The 15,925-nt window shown below is 73.5% G+C and carries 14 protein-coding genes; 2 read left to right on the forward strand and 12 right to left on the reverse strand.

Annotated features, from left to right (window positions below; translation table 11 throughout):
* Positions 1–44: 44 nt before the first annotated feature.
* The 7 genes from FGF04_RS18355 to pdhA all read right to left on the reverse strand — a co-directional run bounded on the left by FGF04_RS18355 (position 45) and on the right by pdhA (position 8,227).
* On the reverse strand, positions 45–1,025 hold the full coding sequence (locus FGF04_RS18355) for an NAD(P)H-quinone oxidoreductase (RefSeq protein WP_149512421.1): 981 nt from the start codon (positions 1,023–1,025) through the stop codon (positions 45–47).
* Between the two features lie 39 nt (positions 1,026–1,064).
* The gene (locus tag FGF04_RS18360; RefSeq protein WP_188114132.1) at positions 1,065–2,171 is read right to left on the reverse strand and encodes a potassium channel family protein; all 1,107 of its coding nucleotides are present in this window, start codon (positions 2,169–2,171) and stop codon (positions 1,065–1,067) included.
* Entirely contained in the window at positions 2,159–3,550 is a 1,392-nt protein-coding gene (locus tag FGF04_RS18365) for a molybdopterin molybdotransferase MoeA (protein ID WP_149512423.1), read from the reverse strand. The genes FGF04_RS18360 and FGF04_RS18365 overlap by 13 nt, the downstream gene beginning before the upstream one ends.
* A complete protein-coding gene (locus FGF04_RS18370) occupies positions 3,547–4,524 on the reverse strand; it encodes an NTP transferase domain-containing protein (protein WP_188114133.1) in 978 nt (325 codons plus the stop codon). Before FGF04_RS18370 ends, FGF04_RS18365 begins: the two co-directional genes overlap by 4 nt.
* Positions 4,525–4,614: 90 nt before the next feature.
* Positions 4,615–6,069 (reverse strand): dihydrolipoamide acetyltransferase family protein, encoded by a 1,455-nt coding sequence (locus FGF04_RS18375; RefSeq protein ID WP_149512424.1) that lies wholly within the window; start codon positions 6,067–6,069, stop codon positions 4,615–4,617.
* On the reverse strand, positions 6,066–7,073 hold the full coding sequence (locus FGF04_RS18380; protein ID WP_149512425.1) for an alpha-ketoacid dehydrogenase subunit beta: 1,008 nt from the start codon (positions 7,071–7,073) through the stop codon (positions 6,066–6,068). The genes FGF04_RS18375 and FGF04_RS18380 overlap by 4 nt, the downstream gene beginning before the upstream one ends.
* Positions 7,070–8,227, reverse strand: a complete 1,158-nt coding sequence (gene pdhA / locus FGF04_RS18385) for a pyruvate dehydrogenase (acetyl-transferring) E1 component subunit alpha (protein WP_149512426.1) — start codon at positions 8,225–8,227, stop codon at positions 7,070–7,072. The genes FGF04_RS18380 and pdhA overlap by 4 nt, the downstream gene beginning before the upstream one ends.
* A 175-nt stretch (positions 8,228–8,402) precedes the next feature.
* On the opposite strand from pdhA, the gene FGF04_RS18390 reads away from it, so the two are divergent.
* Positions 8,403–8,915 (forward strand): Lrp/AsnC family transcriptional regulator, encoded by a 513-nt coding sequence (locus FGF04_RS18390; RefSeq protein WP_408055639.1) that lies wholly within the window; start codon positions 8,403–8,405, stop codon positions 8,913–8,915.
* Between the two features lie 87 nt (positions 8,916–9,002).
* On the opposite strand, the gene FGF04_RS18395 is transcribed toward FGF04_RS18390, so the two are convergent.
* Both FGF04_RS18395 and FGF04_RS18400 read right to left on the reverse strand, forming a co-directional pair.
* Positions 9,003–9,593: a TetR/AcrR family transcriptional regulator gene (locus tag FGF04_RS18395; RefSeq protein ID WP_149512427.1), complete on the reverse strand. Its 591-nt coding sequence runs from the start codon at positions 9,591–9,593 to the stop codon at positions 9,003–9,005.
* Positions 9,590–11,104, reverse strand: coding sequence for a 3-hydroxyacyl-CoA dehydrogenase (locus FGF04_RS18400; RefSeq protein WP_149512428.1), 1,515 nt, complete (start codon positions 11,102–11,104; stop codon positions 9,590–9,592). Before FGF04_RS18400 ends, FGF04_RS18395 begins: the two co-directional genes overlap by 4 nt.
* A 148-nt stretch (positions 11,105–11,252) precedes the next feature.
* Between FGF04_RS18400 and paaN the strand changes: the two genes are divergently transcribed.
* Complete coding sequence (gene paaN, locus FGF04_RS18405) at positions 11,253–12,947, forward strand: phenylacetic acid degradation protein PaaN (protein WP_149512429.1); 1,695 nt, start codon at positions 11,253–11,255, stop codon at positions 12,945–12,947.
* 147 nt (positions 12,948–13,094) lie between these two features.
* On the opposite strand, the gene FGF04_RS18410 is transcribed toward paaN, so the two are convergent.
* From FGF04_RS18410 to FGF04_RS18420, 3 genes are all read right to left on the reverse strand, one after another.
* A complete protein-coding gene (locus FGF04_RS18410; RefSeq protein WP_149512430.1) occupies positions 13,095–13,820 on the reverse strand; it encodes a TrmH family RNA methyltransferase in 726 nt (241 codons plus the stop codon).
* Positions 13,817–15,235: an HTTM domain-containing protein gene (locus FGF04_RS18415; protein ID WP_235882390.1), complete on the reverse strand. Its 1,419-nt coding sequence runs from the start codon at positions 15,233–15,235 to the stop codon at positions 13,817–13,819. Before FGF04_RS18415 ends, FGF04_RS18410 begins: the two co-directional genes overlap by 4 nt.
* A partial coding sequence (locus FGF04_RS18420) for a DUF5819 family protein (RefSeq protein ID WP_223146394.1) occupies positions 15,232–15,925 on the reverse strand: 694 nt, incomplete at its 5' end. The genes FGF04_RS18420 and FGF04_RS18415, both read right to left, overlap by 4 nt.

The following is a 15,925-nucleotide window of genomic DNA, read 5'->3' on the forward strand; positions in this document are numbered from 1 at the left end:
CCACCCACCCGCACCCGAAACACAACCAGAACGCAGCCAAAGGCTCAGCGCAGCGTAAGCAGCACCTTCCCGATATGCCCACTCTCCTCCAGCACCCGATGCCCCACACCCGCATCCCGCATCGGCACCTCCCGGTCCACGATCGGCCGCACCCGCCCCTCGGCGACCAGCGGCCACACATGCTCCCGCACGGCCGCCACGATCGCCGCCTTCTCCTCGACCGGCCGGGCCCGCAGCGAGGTCGCCGTGACAGCCCCCCGCTTGCCCAGCAGCGCCCCGATGTTCAGCTCACCCTTCGCCCCGCCCTGCATCCCGATGATCGCGAGCCGCCCGTTGACGGCGAGGGCCTGGACGTTGCGGTCGAGGTACTTCGCCCCCATGTTGTCGAGGATGACGTCGGCGCCCGCCCCGCCCGTGGCGGCCCTGACCTCCTCGACGAAGTCCTGCTCGCGGTAGTTGATCAGCACGTCCGCGCCGAGCTCCCCGCAGAAGTCCAGCTTCGCCTTGCTGCCGGCGGTGACGGCGACCTTCGCGCCGAAGGCCTTGGCCAGCTGGATCGCCATGGTGCCGATCCCGCTCGAACCGCCGTGCACCAGCAGCGTCTCGCCCGGCTGCAGGTGGGCGATCATGAAGACGTTGGACCAGACCGTGCAGGTCACCTCGGGCAGCGCGGCCGCCTGGTCGAGGTCGACGCCCTGCGGCACGGGCAGCAGCTGCCCGGCCGGGACGGCCACCTTCTCGGCGTACCCGCCGCCCGCGAGCAGCGCGCAGACCTCGTCCCCGACGCTCCACCCCGAGACACCGGGCCCGAGCGCGGCGATCCGTCCGGAGCATTCGAGCCCCGGATAGGGCGACGCGCCGGGCGGCGGATCGTAGAAGCCCTGCCGCTGGAGCAGATCGGCGCGGTTCACCGCGCCGGCCACCACCTCGACCAGCACTTCGCCCTCGCCGGGGACGGGGTCGGGGACCTCGTCCCACACCAGCGCCTCGGGCCCACCAGGTTCAGGAACAGTGATCGCTCGCATGCGGGCGAGGCTACTCCCGGCAGTCCGTCCCGTGGGGATTCAGTCCTGCGACAGCGGTTTCATGTCCGGCGTGACCTGCGTGTGCGGGCTGACCCGCACGATGGTGATCAGACGGTCCGTCAATTGGAGCTTGCCGATGGCGGGATCGTCGTAGCCGAGCACCCGGTGTCCCCGGACGACGCTCACCACCAGGTCCTCGACCTCGCGCACGCCCTTGCCGACCTCGGCCTTTATGACGGGCCGTTCGACCATGTCGAGCCCGCTGCCCTGCTGGATGAGGTCTTCCATGACCATGCCCGCGCTGGGGCTGAGCACGGAGAGCCCGAGGAGCCGCCCGGCCGCGCTCGCGCTGGTGATGACGGCGTCGGCACCGGACTGCTTCAGCAGCGGCGCGTTCTCCTCCTCGCGCACGGCGGCCACGATCTTCGCCTTGCGGTTGAGCTGCCGCGCGGTCAGAGTCACGAGTACGGCGGTGTCGTCGCGCTGCGTCGCGATGATGATCTGCCGGGCCCGCTGCACCTCCGCCCGGAGCAGGACGTCGCTGCGCGTGGCGTCGCCGATCACCCCCGCGTAGCCGTCGGCCGTCGCCGCCTCGATCACCTTGGAGCTGGGGTCGACGACCACGACCTGCTCCTTCTTCAACCCCGTGGCGCACACGGTCTGGATCGCCGAGCGGCCCTTCGTGCCGAAGCCGATGACGACGGTGTGATCCCGCAAAGCGGTCCTCCAGCGGTTCAGTCGCCACTCTTCCCGGGTGCGTTCGGTGAGAACTTCGAGGGTGGTGCCGACCAGGATGATCAGGAAGAGCACGCGCAGCGGCGTGACCAGGAAGATGTTGGTGAAACGGGCTCCGTCACTGACCGGCGTGATGTCGCCGTAGCCGGTGGTGGAGAGCGTGACGGTCGCGTAGTAGAAGGCGTCGAGCAGGTCGACCGGCCCGTCGGAGTTGTCGGTGTAGCCGTCCCGGTCGAGATAGACGATGAGGGCCGTGCCGACCAGCACGACCAGCGCCATGACGACCCGTTTGGCGACCTGGCGCAGGGGACGTTCCACCCGTTGGCGGGGCAGCTCGACCCGGTGGGTGACGAGGCGTTCGTCCGCCTGGCGGGCGATCGCGTCGTGGCCCGGAAGTTTCACGTGAAACACACCTCGATCCCAGCCATGGCCCAGGGCAGGTCGAGGATCTCCAGTTCCTGACCCGGTCGCGCACCGCCGGGCGGGACGACGGCGAGCGCGTCGGCCACGGCGACGCTCCGCAGCATGGCCGGTCCGTTGTAGTGCAGCGGCACGGCCCGGTCCTCGCGCAGGACGACCGGGACGAGCCGGGTGTCGTACGGGTGACCGTGCACGGTGTCCTGGAGGGGCAGCGCGTACGGTTCCGGTGCCGTGCGGCCCGAGAGGGTGCGCAGCAGCGGCTCGGCGAGCGTGAGCAGGCCGGAGACGGCGGCGAGCGGATTGCCCGGCAGCCCGACGAGGTGCTGGTTCTCCTTGAGCCGCGCCAGGAGCATCGGGTGGCCCGGGCGTACCTTGACGCCGTCCACCAGGAGTTCGGCGCCGAGACCGCGCAGGATGGGGTGGACGTGGTCGACCGGTCCCGCGGCGGTGCCCCCGGTCGTGACGACGAGGTCGGCGTCGGAGTCCTCCAGGGCCTTGCGCAGGGCCTGGGCGTCGTCGCCGAGCCTGCGCACCGCGACGACCTCCGCGCCGAGCGCGCGCAGCCAGGGCGGCAGCATCGGGCCGAGCGCGTCCCGGATGAGCCCGTCATGGGGCCGGCCCCCGGTCAGCAGCTCGTCGCCGAGGACGAGGACCTCCGCGCGCGGCCGGGGAAGGGCGGAGACGGTGTCGTAGCCGGCGGCCGCGGCGAGTCCCAGGACGGCCGGGGTGACCAGCGTGCCGAGCGGCAGCAGCGGGTCGCCGGACCGGCACTCCTGGCCGCGGGGGCGGATGTCCTGCCCGTGCACGACCTTCCGGGTCGCGTGCAGCCGGCCGTTGTCGTCGCTGCGGCCGTGCTCGCTGCGGAGCACGGCGGAGGTGTCCTGCGGGATCCGCGCGCCGGTGGCGATCGGGACCGCCTCGCCGTCGGTGAGCGGCGCCGGGGCGTCGTGCCCCGCGAGGACGCCCTCGGCCCGTACGTCCCACGGACCGGGGCCCGCGACCGCCCAGCCGTCCATCGCGGAGGTGTCGAAGGAGGGCAGGTCGGTGAGCGCGGTCAGCGGGGCCGCGAGGACGAGCCCCAGGGCGGCGTCCAGGGGGACGGAGACCGGGGTGCCCGGCCGGCGGGCGGCCCGTCCCGCGACACCGCGGGCCTGCTGCCAGGGGGTGGCGGCGTGGTGCTCGGCGGTGCCCCCCGGGCCGTCGCCCCGCGGAGCAGGGGCAGAGGCAGGAGTAGGCGCGGAGGCGGAGGCGGGACGAGGAGAGCCGGTCGTTCCGGAGTCGTCGGGCACCACGGCACCGCCTTCCTTGACCAGGGCGAGGGCTTCCTCGACGGCGAGGTCGACCTCCTCGTACTGTCCCGAGGCGGTCATCCGGCATCCGGGCGGGCGTCACCGGTGGGCCGGGCACCGCCGGTGTCCGACTCCGCCTCCTCGGCCCAGCGCAGCGCCAGGGCGGTCGCCCTGCGGGTGGCCTCCGCGACCGCTTCGGGGCCGCCTCCGGCGCGGCCCGCCGCGTACCCGACGAGGAACGTCGTCAGCGGCGCCGCCGGGCGGGCGACACCGTGGGCGGCGTCCCGGGCGAGGTCGAGCAGGACGCCGGTGTCGACGTCCAGGTCGAGGCCCAGTTCGTCCTTGACTGCGGTGATCCATTCATCCAGCACGTGCCCATGCTCCCTGATACGTGCCCGGGCGACGGCGATGTCGTCCCAGGTGTCGCAGTCGAAGGACGCGACGGGGTCGGTGATACGGGTCAGTTCGAGCGCTCCGGTGAGCCGGCGCAGCGGCAGCCCGGTCAGTTCGCCCTGCTCGGCACGGAGGGCCGTCAGCTCGCGCAGCAGCGCCGAGCGGCGGTACGCGGCCACGAGGGGCTGGTCGCGGCCGTCCGGATCGGTGAGCAGCACGCCGTCCGCGTACCCCTTTTGAAGGGAGGTCAGCAGTGCGCGTACCGTCCCTCCGTCCAGGAACGGCAGGTCGGCGGAGAGCACCACGACGTACGCGGCGCTGGTGTGCCGCAGACCGGCGTCCAGTGCGGCGAGCGGGCCGCCGCCGGGAGGGTCCTCACGCGCCCACTCCACGGGGCGCGCGGTGGACCGGGGTTCCGCGACGACCACCGTGGTGGCCGCGCCGGAGCAGGCGGCCAGCACGCGGTCGAGCAGGGCCCGGCCCCCCACCCGCACACCCGGCTTGTCCGCACCGCCGAGGCGCCGGGCGGCGCCCCCCGCGAGCACGACGGCGTCGTGCCCGTCCCCGCCGGACGCGCCGGAGGGACCCGGGGCACCGGGCACGCCGGAGGATCCGGGGGCCTCGGAGGATCCGGGTGCGCGGGGCGGCTCGAACGCGGTCACCCCCCGAGTATGAGTGCCCGGTGGATCAATTCCACCCCCGTGCACACCATGTGGACGGGGGTGGGCAGGAGACCCCGCGGACCGGCGGGGTCACAAGGTCCGCAGCAGCACCGCCGGTTGCTCCACGCAGTCCGCCACGTACCGCAGGAAACCGCCTGCCGTTCCGCCGTCGCACACCCGGTGGTCGAAGGTGAGCGACAGCTGCACGACCTGGCGCACCGCCAGTTCGCCCTCGTGCACCCAGGGTTTCGGGACGATCCGGCCGACGCCGAGCATGGCCGCCTCGGGGTGGTTGACGATCGGTGTGGAGCCGTCCACCCCGAACACCCCGTAGTTGTTCAGCGTGAAGGTCCCGCCGGTGAGGTCGGCCGGGGTGAGCGTCCCGGTCCGGGCCGCCTCGGTGAGCCGGGCGAACTCCGCGCTCAGCGACTCCGTGTCCCGCGCGTGGGCGCCCTTGACCACCGGCACGACGAGTCCGCGCTCGGTCTGCGCGGCGAACCCGAGATGCATCTCGTCGAGCAGTACGACCTCACGGGCGTCCGTGTCGACCGTCGAGTTCAGCTCGGGGAACCGGGCCAGCGCGGCGGTGCAGATGCGGGCGAGGAGCGCGAGGAGGGAGATCTTCGGTCCGCCCGCCTCGTTCATCCTCGTGCGCGCCCGCATCAGCTCCGTCGCGTCGGCGTCCACCCAGCAGGTCGCGTCGGGGATCTCGCGCCGGCTCCGGGAGAGCTTGTCGGCGACGGCTCCGCGGACGCCCTTGAGGGGCACCCGGGTGCCGGACGCACGCGCGGGCGCCGCCGCGGCGACCGGTGCCGCGACCGATTCCGGTGCGGACGCGGACATGGGAGTGAGCGTGGAGGTGGACGTGGGCGCACCGGTCCGCAGGGCGTGCTCCACGTCCGCGCGCATGATCAGGCCGTCCGGTCCCGAGCCGGCCAGCTCCCGCAGGTCGAGCCCGTTCTCCCGGGCGAGCCGGCGCACGAGCGGGGAGATCACCGGCACGGGCCCGTCGGTCCGGCTGCCGCCGGTGGCGGCCGGGGCCGCGGGCGGTCGCTCCTCCCGTACGGGACGCGGGGGCGCCGCCGGGACGGTCCGGTCCGCGGCGGTGGAGGGACCCGGCGACCGGTGGCCCGGCGTCGCACCGGGCGCGGACGGCCGTACCCTGCGCCGCCGCGCGGCGGGCGCCTGCGTGCCGTAGCCCACCAGCACGTTCCCGGAGCCCTCGTCCTCGCCCTTGCCCGCGCCGCCGCCCGCGCCCGCGGGAGCCGCCGCGTCGGAGGCCGGTGCCCCCACCGCGACCGTCAGCAGCGGGGAGCCGACGGGCAGTTCGGTGCCCTCGTCGCCGTAGCGGGCCGTGACCACACCGCCGTACGGGCAGGGGACCTCGACCATCGCCTTGGCCGTCTCGACCTCGACGACGGGCTGGTCGACGGCGACGACGTCGCCGACCTCGACGAGCCAGCGGACGATCTCCGCCTCGGTGAGGCCCTCGCCGAGGTCGGGCAGCCTGAACTCACGGCTGAACATGTCGGAGGCACGGGTCATCGGCTCTGCGCCTCCCACTGGAGCCGGGCCACCGCGTCCAGGATGCGGTCGACGCCGGGCAGGTGGTGCCGCTCCAGCATCGGCGGCGGATACGGGATGTCGAACCCGGCGACGCGCAGCACCGGCGCCTCCAGGTGGTGGAAGCACCGCTCGGTGACGCGCGCGGCGATCTCCCCGCCGGGCCCGCCGAAGCCGCCCGACTCGTGCACCACGACGGCCCGGCCGGTGCGCCGCACGGACGCGGCGACCGTCTCGTCGTCGAACGGCACCAGGGAGCGCAGGTCGACGACCTCCAGGTCCCAGCCCTCGGCCCGGGCCGCCTCCGCGGCCTCCAGGCAGACGGGCACGGACGGCCCGTACGTGATCAGCGTGGCGCTGCGGCCCGTGCGGCGGACCACCGCGCGGCCGATCGGCTCCACGGCCTGCGGCTCCTCGGGGTTCCAGGCGTCCTTCGACCAGTACAGGCGCTTGGGTTCCAGGAAGACGACCGGGTCGTCCGAGGCGATGGCCGCGCGCAGCAGGCCGTAGGCGTCGGAGACCGTCGCCGGGGTCACGACGTGCAGCCCCGGGGTGGCGATGTAGTACGCCTCGGAGGAATCGCTGTGGTGCTCGACGCCGCCGATCCCGCCGCCGTAGGGCACGCGCACGGTGAGGGGCAGCGGCATCGCCCCGCGCGTGCGGTTGCGCATCTTCGCCACGTGCGAGAGGAGCTGCTCGAAGGCGGGGTACGCGAAGGCGTCGAACTGCATCTCCACGACCGGCCGGAGCCCGTACATGGCCATGCCGACGGCCGTGCCGAGGATGCCCGCCTCGGCCAGCGGGGTGTCCGTGACCCGGTCCTCGCCGAACTCCTTCGCGAGCCCGTCGGTGACCCGGAAGACGCCGCCGAGGGTGCCCACGTCCTCGCCCATGACGTGGACGGCCGGGTCGTCGGCCATCGCGTCGCGCAGGGCGCGTCCGAGGGCCTGGGCCATGGTGGCCGGCTTCACCGCGACGGTGGTCATCGTGCGTTCCCCTCCGGTTCGTCCTCGGGCCGGCCCGCCTCGGCGTCCAGCTCGGCCCGCAGCAGGGCCTCCTGCTCCAGGAGCTGCGGGGTCGGCCGGGCGTAGACGTGCGCGAACAGGTCCGCGGGGTCGAGCACCGGGTCCTGGTTCATGCGCTCGCGCAGGTCGGCGGCCATCGCCTCGGCGTCCTCGCGCACGGCCCGCACCGCGTCCTCGTCGAGCAGTCCGCGTCCGGTGAGCTCCTGCTCCAGGAGGGCGATCGGGTCGTGCGCCCGCCAGGCCTCGACCTCGGCGTCCTCGCGGTAGCGCTTGTCGTCGTCGGCGTTCGTGTGGGCCTCCATGCGGTACGTCACCGCCTCCACGAGCGTCGGGCCGCCGCCCGCGCGCGCCCGGGCGACCGCCTCGCCGAGGACCTCGTGCACGGCGACGGCGTCGTTCCCGTCGACCAGCCGGCCCGGCATGCCGTACCCGACGGCCTTGTGGGCCAGGGAGGGGGCGGCGGTCTGCTTGGCGAGCGGGACGGAGATCGCGAAGCCGTTGTTCTGGACCAGGAAGACCACCGGGGCCTGCCAGACGGCGGCGAAGTTCAGTGCTTCGTGGAAGTCGCCCTCGCTGGTGCCGCCGTCGCCGACGAGCGCGAGCGCCACCACGTCGTCGCCCTTGAGGCGGGCGGCGTGCGCGAGGCCCACGGCATGCGGGAGCTGGGTCGCGAGCGGGGTGCTCAGGGGGGCGACGCGGTGTTCGCGCGGGTCGTAGCCGGTGTGCCAGTCGCCGCGCAGGAGGGTCAGCGCCTGGACGGGGTCCAGGCCCCGGGCGACGGCCGCGAGGGTGTCCCGGTAGCTCGGGAAGAGCCAGTCGCGCTCCTCCAGCACGAGCGCGGCGGCGACCTCGCAGGCCTCCTGGCCGGTGGAGGAGGGGTAGACGGCGAGGCGGCCCTGCTTGGTGAGGGCGGTCGCCTGGGTGTTGTAGCGGCGGCCGCGCACCAGCTGCGCGTAGAGCCTGCGCAGCAGATCCGGGTCGACCCGCTCGGCCGCCCGGGTGCCGAGGACGCGGTGGGGCAGCGCGTCGGGCAGCAGCGGTGCGGGGTCGGTGCGGGGCTGCCAGGCGGGCGGCGGGGTGGGCCGGTACGCGCCGCGCTGCTCCATGACCGTCATGTCGGCACCTCCTCGTGGGAGTCGCTTCGAGAGGCGCGCCGTGAGTGACGTGCCTCACCTACCGATTGTTCGGTCGTCGGCACATTTTGGCTACAGGCACCTCCAGGCTGTGGACAAACGGTTCTGCACAGCTTGAGATGGATGCAGTACGTCCATGGCGGGGAGGCGGGGGGACATGGCACCTGAACAAATGGCCGAGGGGCCCGACCCCGGGTCCGACCCCGGGCCGCCCGTGCCGCCGCCGCGTCCGCTCGACTCCATCGACCAGGACATCCTGCGGATGCTCCAGGCGGACGGCCGCGCCTCGATACGGTCCGTCGCCGAGCGCGTCCACGTGTCCCGCGCCAACGCCTACGCGCGCATCAACCGCCTCGTCGAGGACGGCGTGATCCGCGGCTTCGGGGCCCGGGTCGACCACGAGCGCGCCGGGCACGGCACCTCGGCGTACATCACCCTCAAGATCGTGCAGAACACCTGGCGCACGGTGCGCGAGCAGCTCAGGGCGCTGCCCGGGGCCTCCCACATCGCGCTGGTGGGCGGCGACTTCGACGTCCTGCTCCTGGTGCACTCGCCGGACAACAGGGCCCTGCGCGAGCTGGTGCTGACCCGGCTCCAGGCCATCCCCGAGGTGCTCAGCACCCGCACGCTGCTGGTGTTCGAGGAGGAGGACCTGGAACCGCAGGCGTGAGCACCGCCCCGCCGGACCGGGACTCGGCGGTGCGTCCCGCGTCCCAGGGCCGCGTCCGGCGGTGCGCCCCGCGTCCCGGGACCGCGCTCAGCCCTGCCGCCGCAGCCCCCCGAAGACCATCAGCACCACCGCGTCGGCGACCTCGCGCTCGCCCATGCCGCGCCCGTCCGGGCGGTACCACTCGACGATCGAGTTGATCATCCCGAAGACCAGCCGGGTCGCGAGGCGGACCTCCACGTCGGCGCGCACGTCCCCGTCGGCGGCCGCCGCCTTCAGGAGCGCGGCCACCTCGTGGTCGAACTCCCGGCGCCGGTCCAGGGCCCAGCGCTCGGTGTCGGTGTTGCCGCGCACGCGCAGCAGCAGCGTCACGTACGGCAGTTCGGCGGTGAGGACCTCCACCATGCGCCGGGTGACGTACTCCAGGCGCTCCACGGCGCGCCCCTCGCGCGCGTGCTCCTCGTCGAGGATCCCGAAGAGGCCGTCGAGCGCCCGGCTGACGGCCCGGCGCAGCAGCTCCTCCTTGCCGGTGACGTGGTGGTAGATCGACGACTTGGAGATGCCGGCCGCCTTGGAGAGGTGCTCCATGGAGGTGCCGTCGTAGCCGCGCTCGTTGAAGACCCGCACGGCCACGGAGAGCAGCGTGTCCGGCGTGTACGTGTCGCGCCTGGCGGTGGTCATGCGGTGCCCTCGCGCTTCTCGGAGGCGTACGCGTGGCGGTAGAGCGCGAGGGACGGTGCGTAGCGTCCGGACGGGTCGCGCAGGTGCAGGTCGTCCAGGACGTCGTAGGCCCAGCTCCTGCCGAGCCTGCGGCTCCACTCGAAGGGGCCCAGCGGGTAGTTGACGCCCTGGCGCATCGCCGTGTCGATGTCCTCCTCGGTGGCCACGCCCTTGGCGACGGCGTCGTGCGCGAGGTCGATGATGCGGGCCACCGTGCGGGCGACGATCAGGCCGGGCACGTCCCCGATGACGCTGACGTCCTTGCCGAGCGCCTGGAAGAGGCCGGTGGCCTCGGCGAGGGTCTGCGTCTGGGTGTCCTGCGCGTGGGACAGGGCGATCCGGGTCGCCTTCCGGTAGTCGAGCGCCAGGTCGAAGTAGACGACGTCACGGAACTCGACGGCGGTCTGCCCGTCGGCGAGGGCCAACTGGCCGCCGCTCGGCAGCACCAGGCGCGTGCCGTGGTCCTCCTCGTCCTCGCGGACCTGGATGCCCGCCTCGCGGATCAGCGCGAGCAGCTCGGCCGCGGGGCCCAGATCGCCCTCGGCGACGACGTACGCGGGCGGCCGGGCCTTCTCCGCGGTGTGCGGCTCGGGCCGCTCGCCGCCCGCCCCGTGGTCGTACCAGCCGTGCCCGGTCTTGCGGCCGAGGCGGCCCGACTCGACGAGCCGCTTCTGGGCCAGCGAGGGCGTGAACCGCACGTCCTGGAAGAAGGCCTCCCAGACCGAGCGGGTGACGGACTCGTTGACGTCCTGGCCGATGAGGTCGGTCAGTTCGAAGGCACCCATCCGGAAGCCGCCCGACTCGCGCAGGACGGCGTCGATCGTCGCGGGGTCGGCGGCCTGCGCCTCGTGGACCGCGAAGGCCTCGGCGTAGAAGGGCCGCGCGATGCGGTTGACGATGAAGCCCGGGGTGTCGGCGCAGGCCACCGGCGTCTTCCCCCAGGCGCGGGCGAGCTCGTACGCGCGCGTGGCCGACGTGACGTCGGTCGCGAACCCGGAGACGACCTCCACGAGGGGCAGCAGCGGCGCGGGGTTGAAGAAGTGCAGCCCGACGAAGCGGCCGGGGTTGCGCAGGGCGCCGCCGATCGCGGTCACCGACAGGGAGGAGGTGTTGGTGGCGAGCAGGCAGTCGTCCGGGACGATGTCCTCCAGCTCGCGCAACAGCTGCTGTTTGACGTCCAGTCGCTCCAGGACGGCTTCCAGGACGAGCGCCGAGCCGGCGAGTTCGGCGAGGCTCTCCGCGGGGTGCAGGCGGGCCCGCGCGGCGTCGCGCTCGGCGCCGGTCAGCCGGTCCTTGTCGACGAGCCGGTCGAGACGGGTGCCGATCGCTTCGGCCGCCGCCCGGGCACGGCCGGGCGCGGTGTCGTACAGCCGCACGGGGTGGCCCGCGACGAGTGCGACCTGGGCGATGCCCTGGCCCATGGTGCCGGTGCCGACGACGGCCACCGGGCCGGCGAGGTCGAGTGCTGTCATGCTCGCGATCCTCCCGCACGGGGTTGTCCACAGGTTCGGCGGACCCCCTTGTCCCGACCGATCGTTCGGTTACTCTAGCCCTGTCCGGCTGTTTCTGCCCAGGTCATGAGCTCGACGAAGAGTTCTTGAAACGAGGAGATGGTTCCGCATGGCCGCCGCCGCACTGACCGCGCACGAGCTCATCGCCAAGCACCGGCCGACCCTCGACCAGGCGCTGGAAGCGATGCGCACGCGCGCGTACTGGTCGCCGCACCCCGAGCACCCCAAGGCGTACGGCGAGAACGGCAGCCTGAGCCTCGCGGAGGGCAAGGCCGCCTTCGACGCGCTGCTCGGCAACCGCCTCGACCTCGGCCAGCCCGGCACCGACGACTGGGTGGGCGGCGAGGTCTCGCCGTACGGGATCGAGCTGGGCGTCACGTACCCGCATGCGGACGTCGACGCGCTGCTGCCCGCCATGCGGCTGGGCCAACGCGCGTGGCGCGACGCGGGCGCAGAAACGCGCGCGGTGGTCTGCCTGGAGATCCTCAAGCGGATCAGCGACCGCACGCACGAGTTCGCGCACGCGGTCATGCACACCAGCGGCCAGGCCTTCATGATGGCGTTCCAGGCGGGCGGCCCGCACGCCCAGGACCGCGGCCTGGAGGCGGTGGCGTACGCGTACGTGGAGCAGGTCCGCACCCCCGACACCGCGGAGTGGACCAAGCCCCAGGGCAAGCGCGAACCGCTCGCGCTGACCAAGCAGTTCACGCCGGTGCCGCGCGGCGTCGCGCTCCTGATCGGCTGCAACACCTTCCCCACGTGGAACGGCTACCCGGGCCTGTTCGCCTCGCTCGCCACGGGCAACGCGGTGCTGGTGAAGCCCCACCCGCGCGCGGTGCTGCCGCTCGCGCTCACCGTCCAGGTGGCCCGCGAGGTGCTCGCCGAGGCGGGCTTCGACGCGAACCTGGTGGCGCTGGCCGCCGAGCGCCCCGGCGAGGGCATCGCCAAGACCCTGGCCACCCGTCCCGAGATCCGGATCATCGACTACACCGGCTCGACGGAGTTCGGCGACTGGCTGGAGACCAACGCCCGCCAGGCGCAGGTCTACACGGAGAAGGCCGGCGTCAACACGGTGATCGTGGAGTCCACGGACGACTACAGGGGGATGCTGTCCAACCTGGCCTTCTCGCTGTCCCTCTACAGCGGCCAGATGTGCACCACCCCGCAGAACCTCCTGGTCCCGCGCGCCGGCATCCGTACGGAGCAGGGCCCCAAGTCGTACGACGAGCTGGTCGCCGACCTCGCCCGCGCGGTCGACGGGCTCCTCGGGGACGACGCCCGCGCCAACGGCCTGCTGGGCGCGATCGTGAACCCGGACGTGAAGGCCAGGATCGAGGCCGCCGCCGGGCTGGGCGAAGTCGCCCTCGCCTCACGGGAGATCGCGAACCCGGAGTTCCCGGACGCGGTGGTCCGCACCCCGGTGATCGTGAAGCTCGACGGCGGCAAGCCGGACGACCAGGCCGCCTACATGAGCGAGTGCTTCGGCCCGGTCTCGTTCGCCGTCGCGGTCGACTCGGCCGCCGACGCGGTGGAGCTGCTGCGGCGCACCGTCCGGGAGAAGGGCGCGATGACCGTCGGCGCGTACACGACCTCGGAGGACGTCGAGGAGGCCGTGCGCGAGGCCTGCCTGGACGAGGCGGCCCAGCTCTCCCTGAACCTGACGGGCGGGGTGTACGTCAACCAGACGGCCGCCTTCTCCGACTTCCACGGCTCGGGCGGCAACCCGGCGGCCAACGCGGCCCTGTGCGACGGAGCCTTCGTCGCCAACCGCTTCAGGGTGGTGGAGATCCGCAGCGAGGCATGAGCCCACCCTTCTGCGGGGCCCGCCTGAGGGCCTCGTCAGGGGCCCTCAGGGGCCCTTCAGGGGCGCGGGGCTGTGTCGGATCTGCGGCTCCGCCGCGGGGCGCGACCAGCCCCCACGCACCCGCACCCGACCTACGACCCGGCCCGCCTAGGACCCCGCACTCCAGTGGAACAGGGCCATGGCCACACTGGTGGCCAGGTTGTAACTGGACACCTGCGCCCGCATGGGCAGTGAGACCAACCGGTCACTGCGCCCCCGCAGACCGGCCGACAACCCACTGCGCTCCGACCCGAAGGCGAGAACCGCATCGTCCGGGAGCTTCAGCTCCCGGATGTCCACCCCCTCCGGATCGAGGGCGAACACCGGCCCGGCCGGCAGCTCGTCCACGGCCAACCGCTCCACGGCCGTGGCGAAGTGCAGCCCCGCCCCGCCCCGCACGACCGTGGGGTGCCACGGATCGAGCGGCCCGGTCGTGACGACCCCGGTCGCGCCGAAGCCGGCCGCGAGCCTGATCACCGCCCCGGCGTTCCCGAGGTTGCGCGGCTGGTCGAGCACCACCACGGGCGCGGTGCGCGGCGTACGGGCCAGCGCCCGCAGGTTGGCCTCGCGCGCGGGCCGCACCGCCAGCGCCGCCACCGCGGTCGGATGCGGACGCGGCACGAGCGCCCGGTACGCGGACTCCGGGACCTCCGCCAGCAGGGCGTCCAGCGCGCCCCGTACGTCCGGGGCGAGTTCGTCGGCGAGGGCGAGCGCCGCCGCCCGGTCGGTGGTGACCGCCACCCGGACCTCGGCCCCGAAGCGCACCGCGTGCTTGAGGGCGTGGAAGCCGTCGAGCAGCACGGCGGTGTCGGCGAGCCGGTGCCAGGAGCTCACGGGCTCGGGGTCGGGACCGCCGTGAAGCCTACGTGCGGTTCCTCGGCCGTACCCGCCGTACCCGTACCCGCCGCCGTCCCCGCCTCCGCCGCCGTCTCCGCGGGGCGCGGAGCCCCCTCCCGCGGTCCCGGGAGCGCACGCCCCAGGCGGGTGCGCGCGACGCGGGACGACAGCCGTCCGCACGCGCGTGCCAGACCTTCGCGCGCGCGGGTCGCCCATCCGCCGAGGCGGCGCAGGAAGGACGTCGGCAGGAACACCGCGTCGGCGGCGATCATCGCGAGCGAGAAGAACGGCAGGCCCAGCACGAGGGCGATCACGGCGTGCTCGGTCATCATGCCCGCCAGCAGCACGTTCTTGACCCGCCGGTTGAACAGGGTGAAGGGGAAGGCGACCTGCGCGATCACCGTCCCGTACGTCACCAGCATGACCATGACGCCGCTCGCCGACAGGAGGCCGGACAGGGCGGGCCAGGGGGAGAAGTAGTCGAGGTGCAGCGGGTAGTACACGGCCGTGCCGTCCTGCCAGCGCGAGCCCTGGATCTTGTACCAGCCGGCGGTCGCGTAGATCAGGCACGCCTCGGCCATGATGACGAAGAGGGCCGCGTTGTGGACGACATTGGCGACGACGTCGAGGAGGATCCGCGGCTGGTCGCTGCGCGCGTACCGGCCGGCCGACCACCACAGGCCCTGGACCGCCCACAGCCCCCACAGGACGGTCAGCCAGCCGCCCGCGAACCCGCCGTCGACCTTCCCCGCGAGCGTGGCCACCGCCAGGACCGCCCCGAGCACGGCCCACAGCACGGCGCCGGCTCGGTCGGTGCCGGCCCGGTCGGTACGGGCCCGGTCCGCACCCTCGCCGGCCCGTTCCGCACGCAGGCGGGCCCGCCGCTCGTCCAGCGACCACACCTGGCCGCAGCGCGTGAGGACCAGGTAGATCGACATCAGGTGGATGACGTTGTCGCCGCCGTCCCCCATGAAGATGCTGCGGTTCTGCAGGGAGAGCACGCCGACCAGGAAGAGCACGGACGTGGCGCGGGTGTGCCAGCCGAGCGCGAACAGGACGCTGGAGAACACCGCGAACGCGTAGACGAGCTCGAACCAGACCTGGCTGTCGGCCCACATCAGGACCGTGAAGGCGTGGTTGCTCGCGGTGAGCTGCTGCGCGAGGTCGAAGCTCCAGGGTCCGTCGGGCCCGTACATCTCCTGGCGGTGCGGGAACTCCCGGAGCAGGAAGAGCAGCCAGGTCCCGGCGAACCCGATGCGGATCACCGCGCTCTGGTACGGGCCCAGTGCCTGACCGGTGAGCCGGGCGACGATCCGCGCCGGCCGCCGGTCGGCCCGGTCGAGACGACCGAGTCGGTCGGGGGCGCCTGCGCGCACGCCGTCGGCGGCGCTGTGGTGGTCGGTGTCGGTCATCGGCCGCTCGCCATCGTCCCGGTACGGTCCACGGGCCGGGTTCCGGCCGCCCGGTCCTTCTCCGCCACCGGCCACCAGGGCAGCTGCCGCAGGACGGGTTTGTCGGACACCTGCTCCTCGCTCCACCGCGGCGGCGGCACGTTGGTCGTCCGGGCGCGGACCTGGACCTGCTGCACGACGGCGTCCGGTCCGCCCGCGCCCTCCCGGTCCAGGCGCAGGACCACGATGCGGCGCAGGTAGCGCTCGGAGAGGTCGCCGCGCAGACCGTTGGGGCGGTTCGTCGTGTCGTGCGTGGCGACGAAGAAGTCCCAGGCCCGGCGCAGTTCGTTCTGCTGGGTGTGGCTGGGGAGCAGGTTGCCGTCGATGGCCCGGCCGTCCGCCGCGGAGAGGTCGTACCACTGGGTCGTTCCGACGGTGCCGTCCGTCGCCTTCACCTCGGCACGGACCTGGACCGCGATGTTCTGCTGCAGCGGGTTGGGCGCGAAGAGCTTCCAGTTCTGCTCGAACTCCGGATATATCCACTCGTCGATCGCCCGCCCGTGCTGCTTGGTGACCGTGTTCGACGGGGCGACGTGCAGGAAGACCATGCCGAGGTGCACGCAGGCGGCCAGCGCGACGAGCGCGAGCACCAGCGCGGCGCCGATCTGGAAGGGGAGCGACAGGGCGGCGAGGCCGGCGGGGGGAGGGGAG

Source organism: Streptomyces apricus (genome assembly GCF_008369065.1).
GTDB classification, from domain to species: Bacteria; Actinomycetota; Actinomycetes; order Streptomycetales; family Streptomycetaceae; genus Streptomyces; species Streptomyces apricus.

Coding starts and splice junctions, on each gene's coding strand:
- FGF04_RS18355 (WP_149512421.1), bottom strand. CDS start 1,025: ATGCGAGCGATCACTGTTCCTGAACCTGGTGGGCCCGAGGCGCTGGTG.
- FGF04_RS18365 (WP_149512423.1), bottom strand. CDS start 3,550: ATGACCGCCTCGGGACAGTACGAGGAGGTCGACCTCGCCGTCGAGGAA.
- FGF04_RS18375 (WP_149512424.1), bottom strand. CDS start 6,069: ATGACCCGTGCCTCCGACATGTTCAGCCGTGAGTTCAGGCTGCCCGAC.
- FGF04_RS18380 (WP_149512425.1), bottom strand. CDS start 7,073: ATGACCACCGTCGCGGTGAAGCCGGCCACCATGGCCCAGGCCCTCGGA.
- pdhA (WP_149512426.1), bottom strand. CDS start 8,227: ATGACGGTCATGGAGCAGCGCGGCGCGTACCGGCCCACCCCGCCGCCC.
- FGF04_RS18390 (WP_408055639.1), top strand. CDS start 8,403: ATGGCACCTGAACAAATGGCCGAGGGGCCCGACCCCGGGTCCGACCCC.
- FGF04_RS18395 (WP_149512427.1), bottom strand. CDS start 9,593: ATGACCACCGCCAGGCGCGACACGTACACGCCGGACACGCTGCTCTCC.
- FGF04_RS18400 (WP_149512428.1), bottom strand. CDS start 11,104: ATGACAGCACTCGACCTCGCCGGCCCGGTGGCCGTCGTCGGCACCGGC.
- paaN (WP_149512429.1), top strand. CDS start 11,253: ATGGCCGCCGCCGCACTGACCGCGCACGAGCTCATCGCCAAGCACCGG.
- FGF04_RS18415 (WP_235882390.1), bottom strand. CDS start 15,235: ATGACCGACACCGACCACCACAGCGCCGCCGACGGCGTGCGCGCAGGC.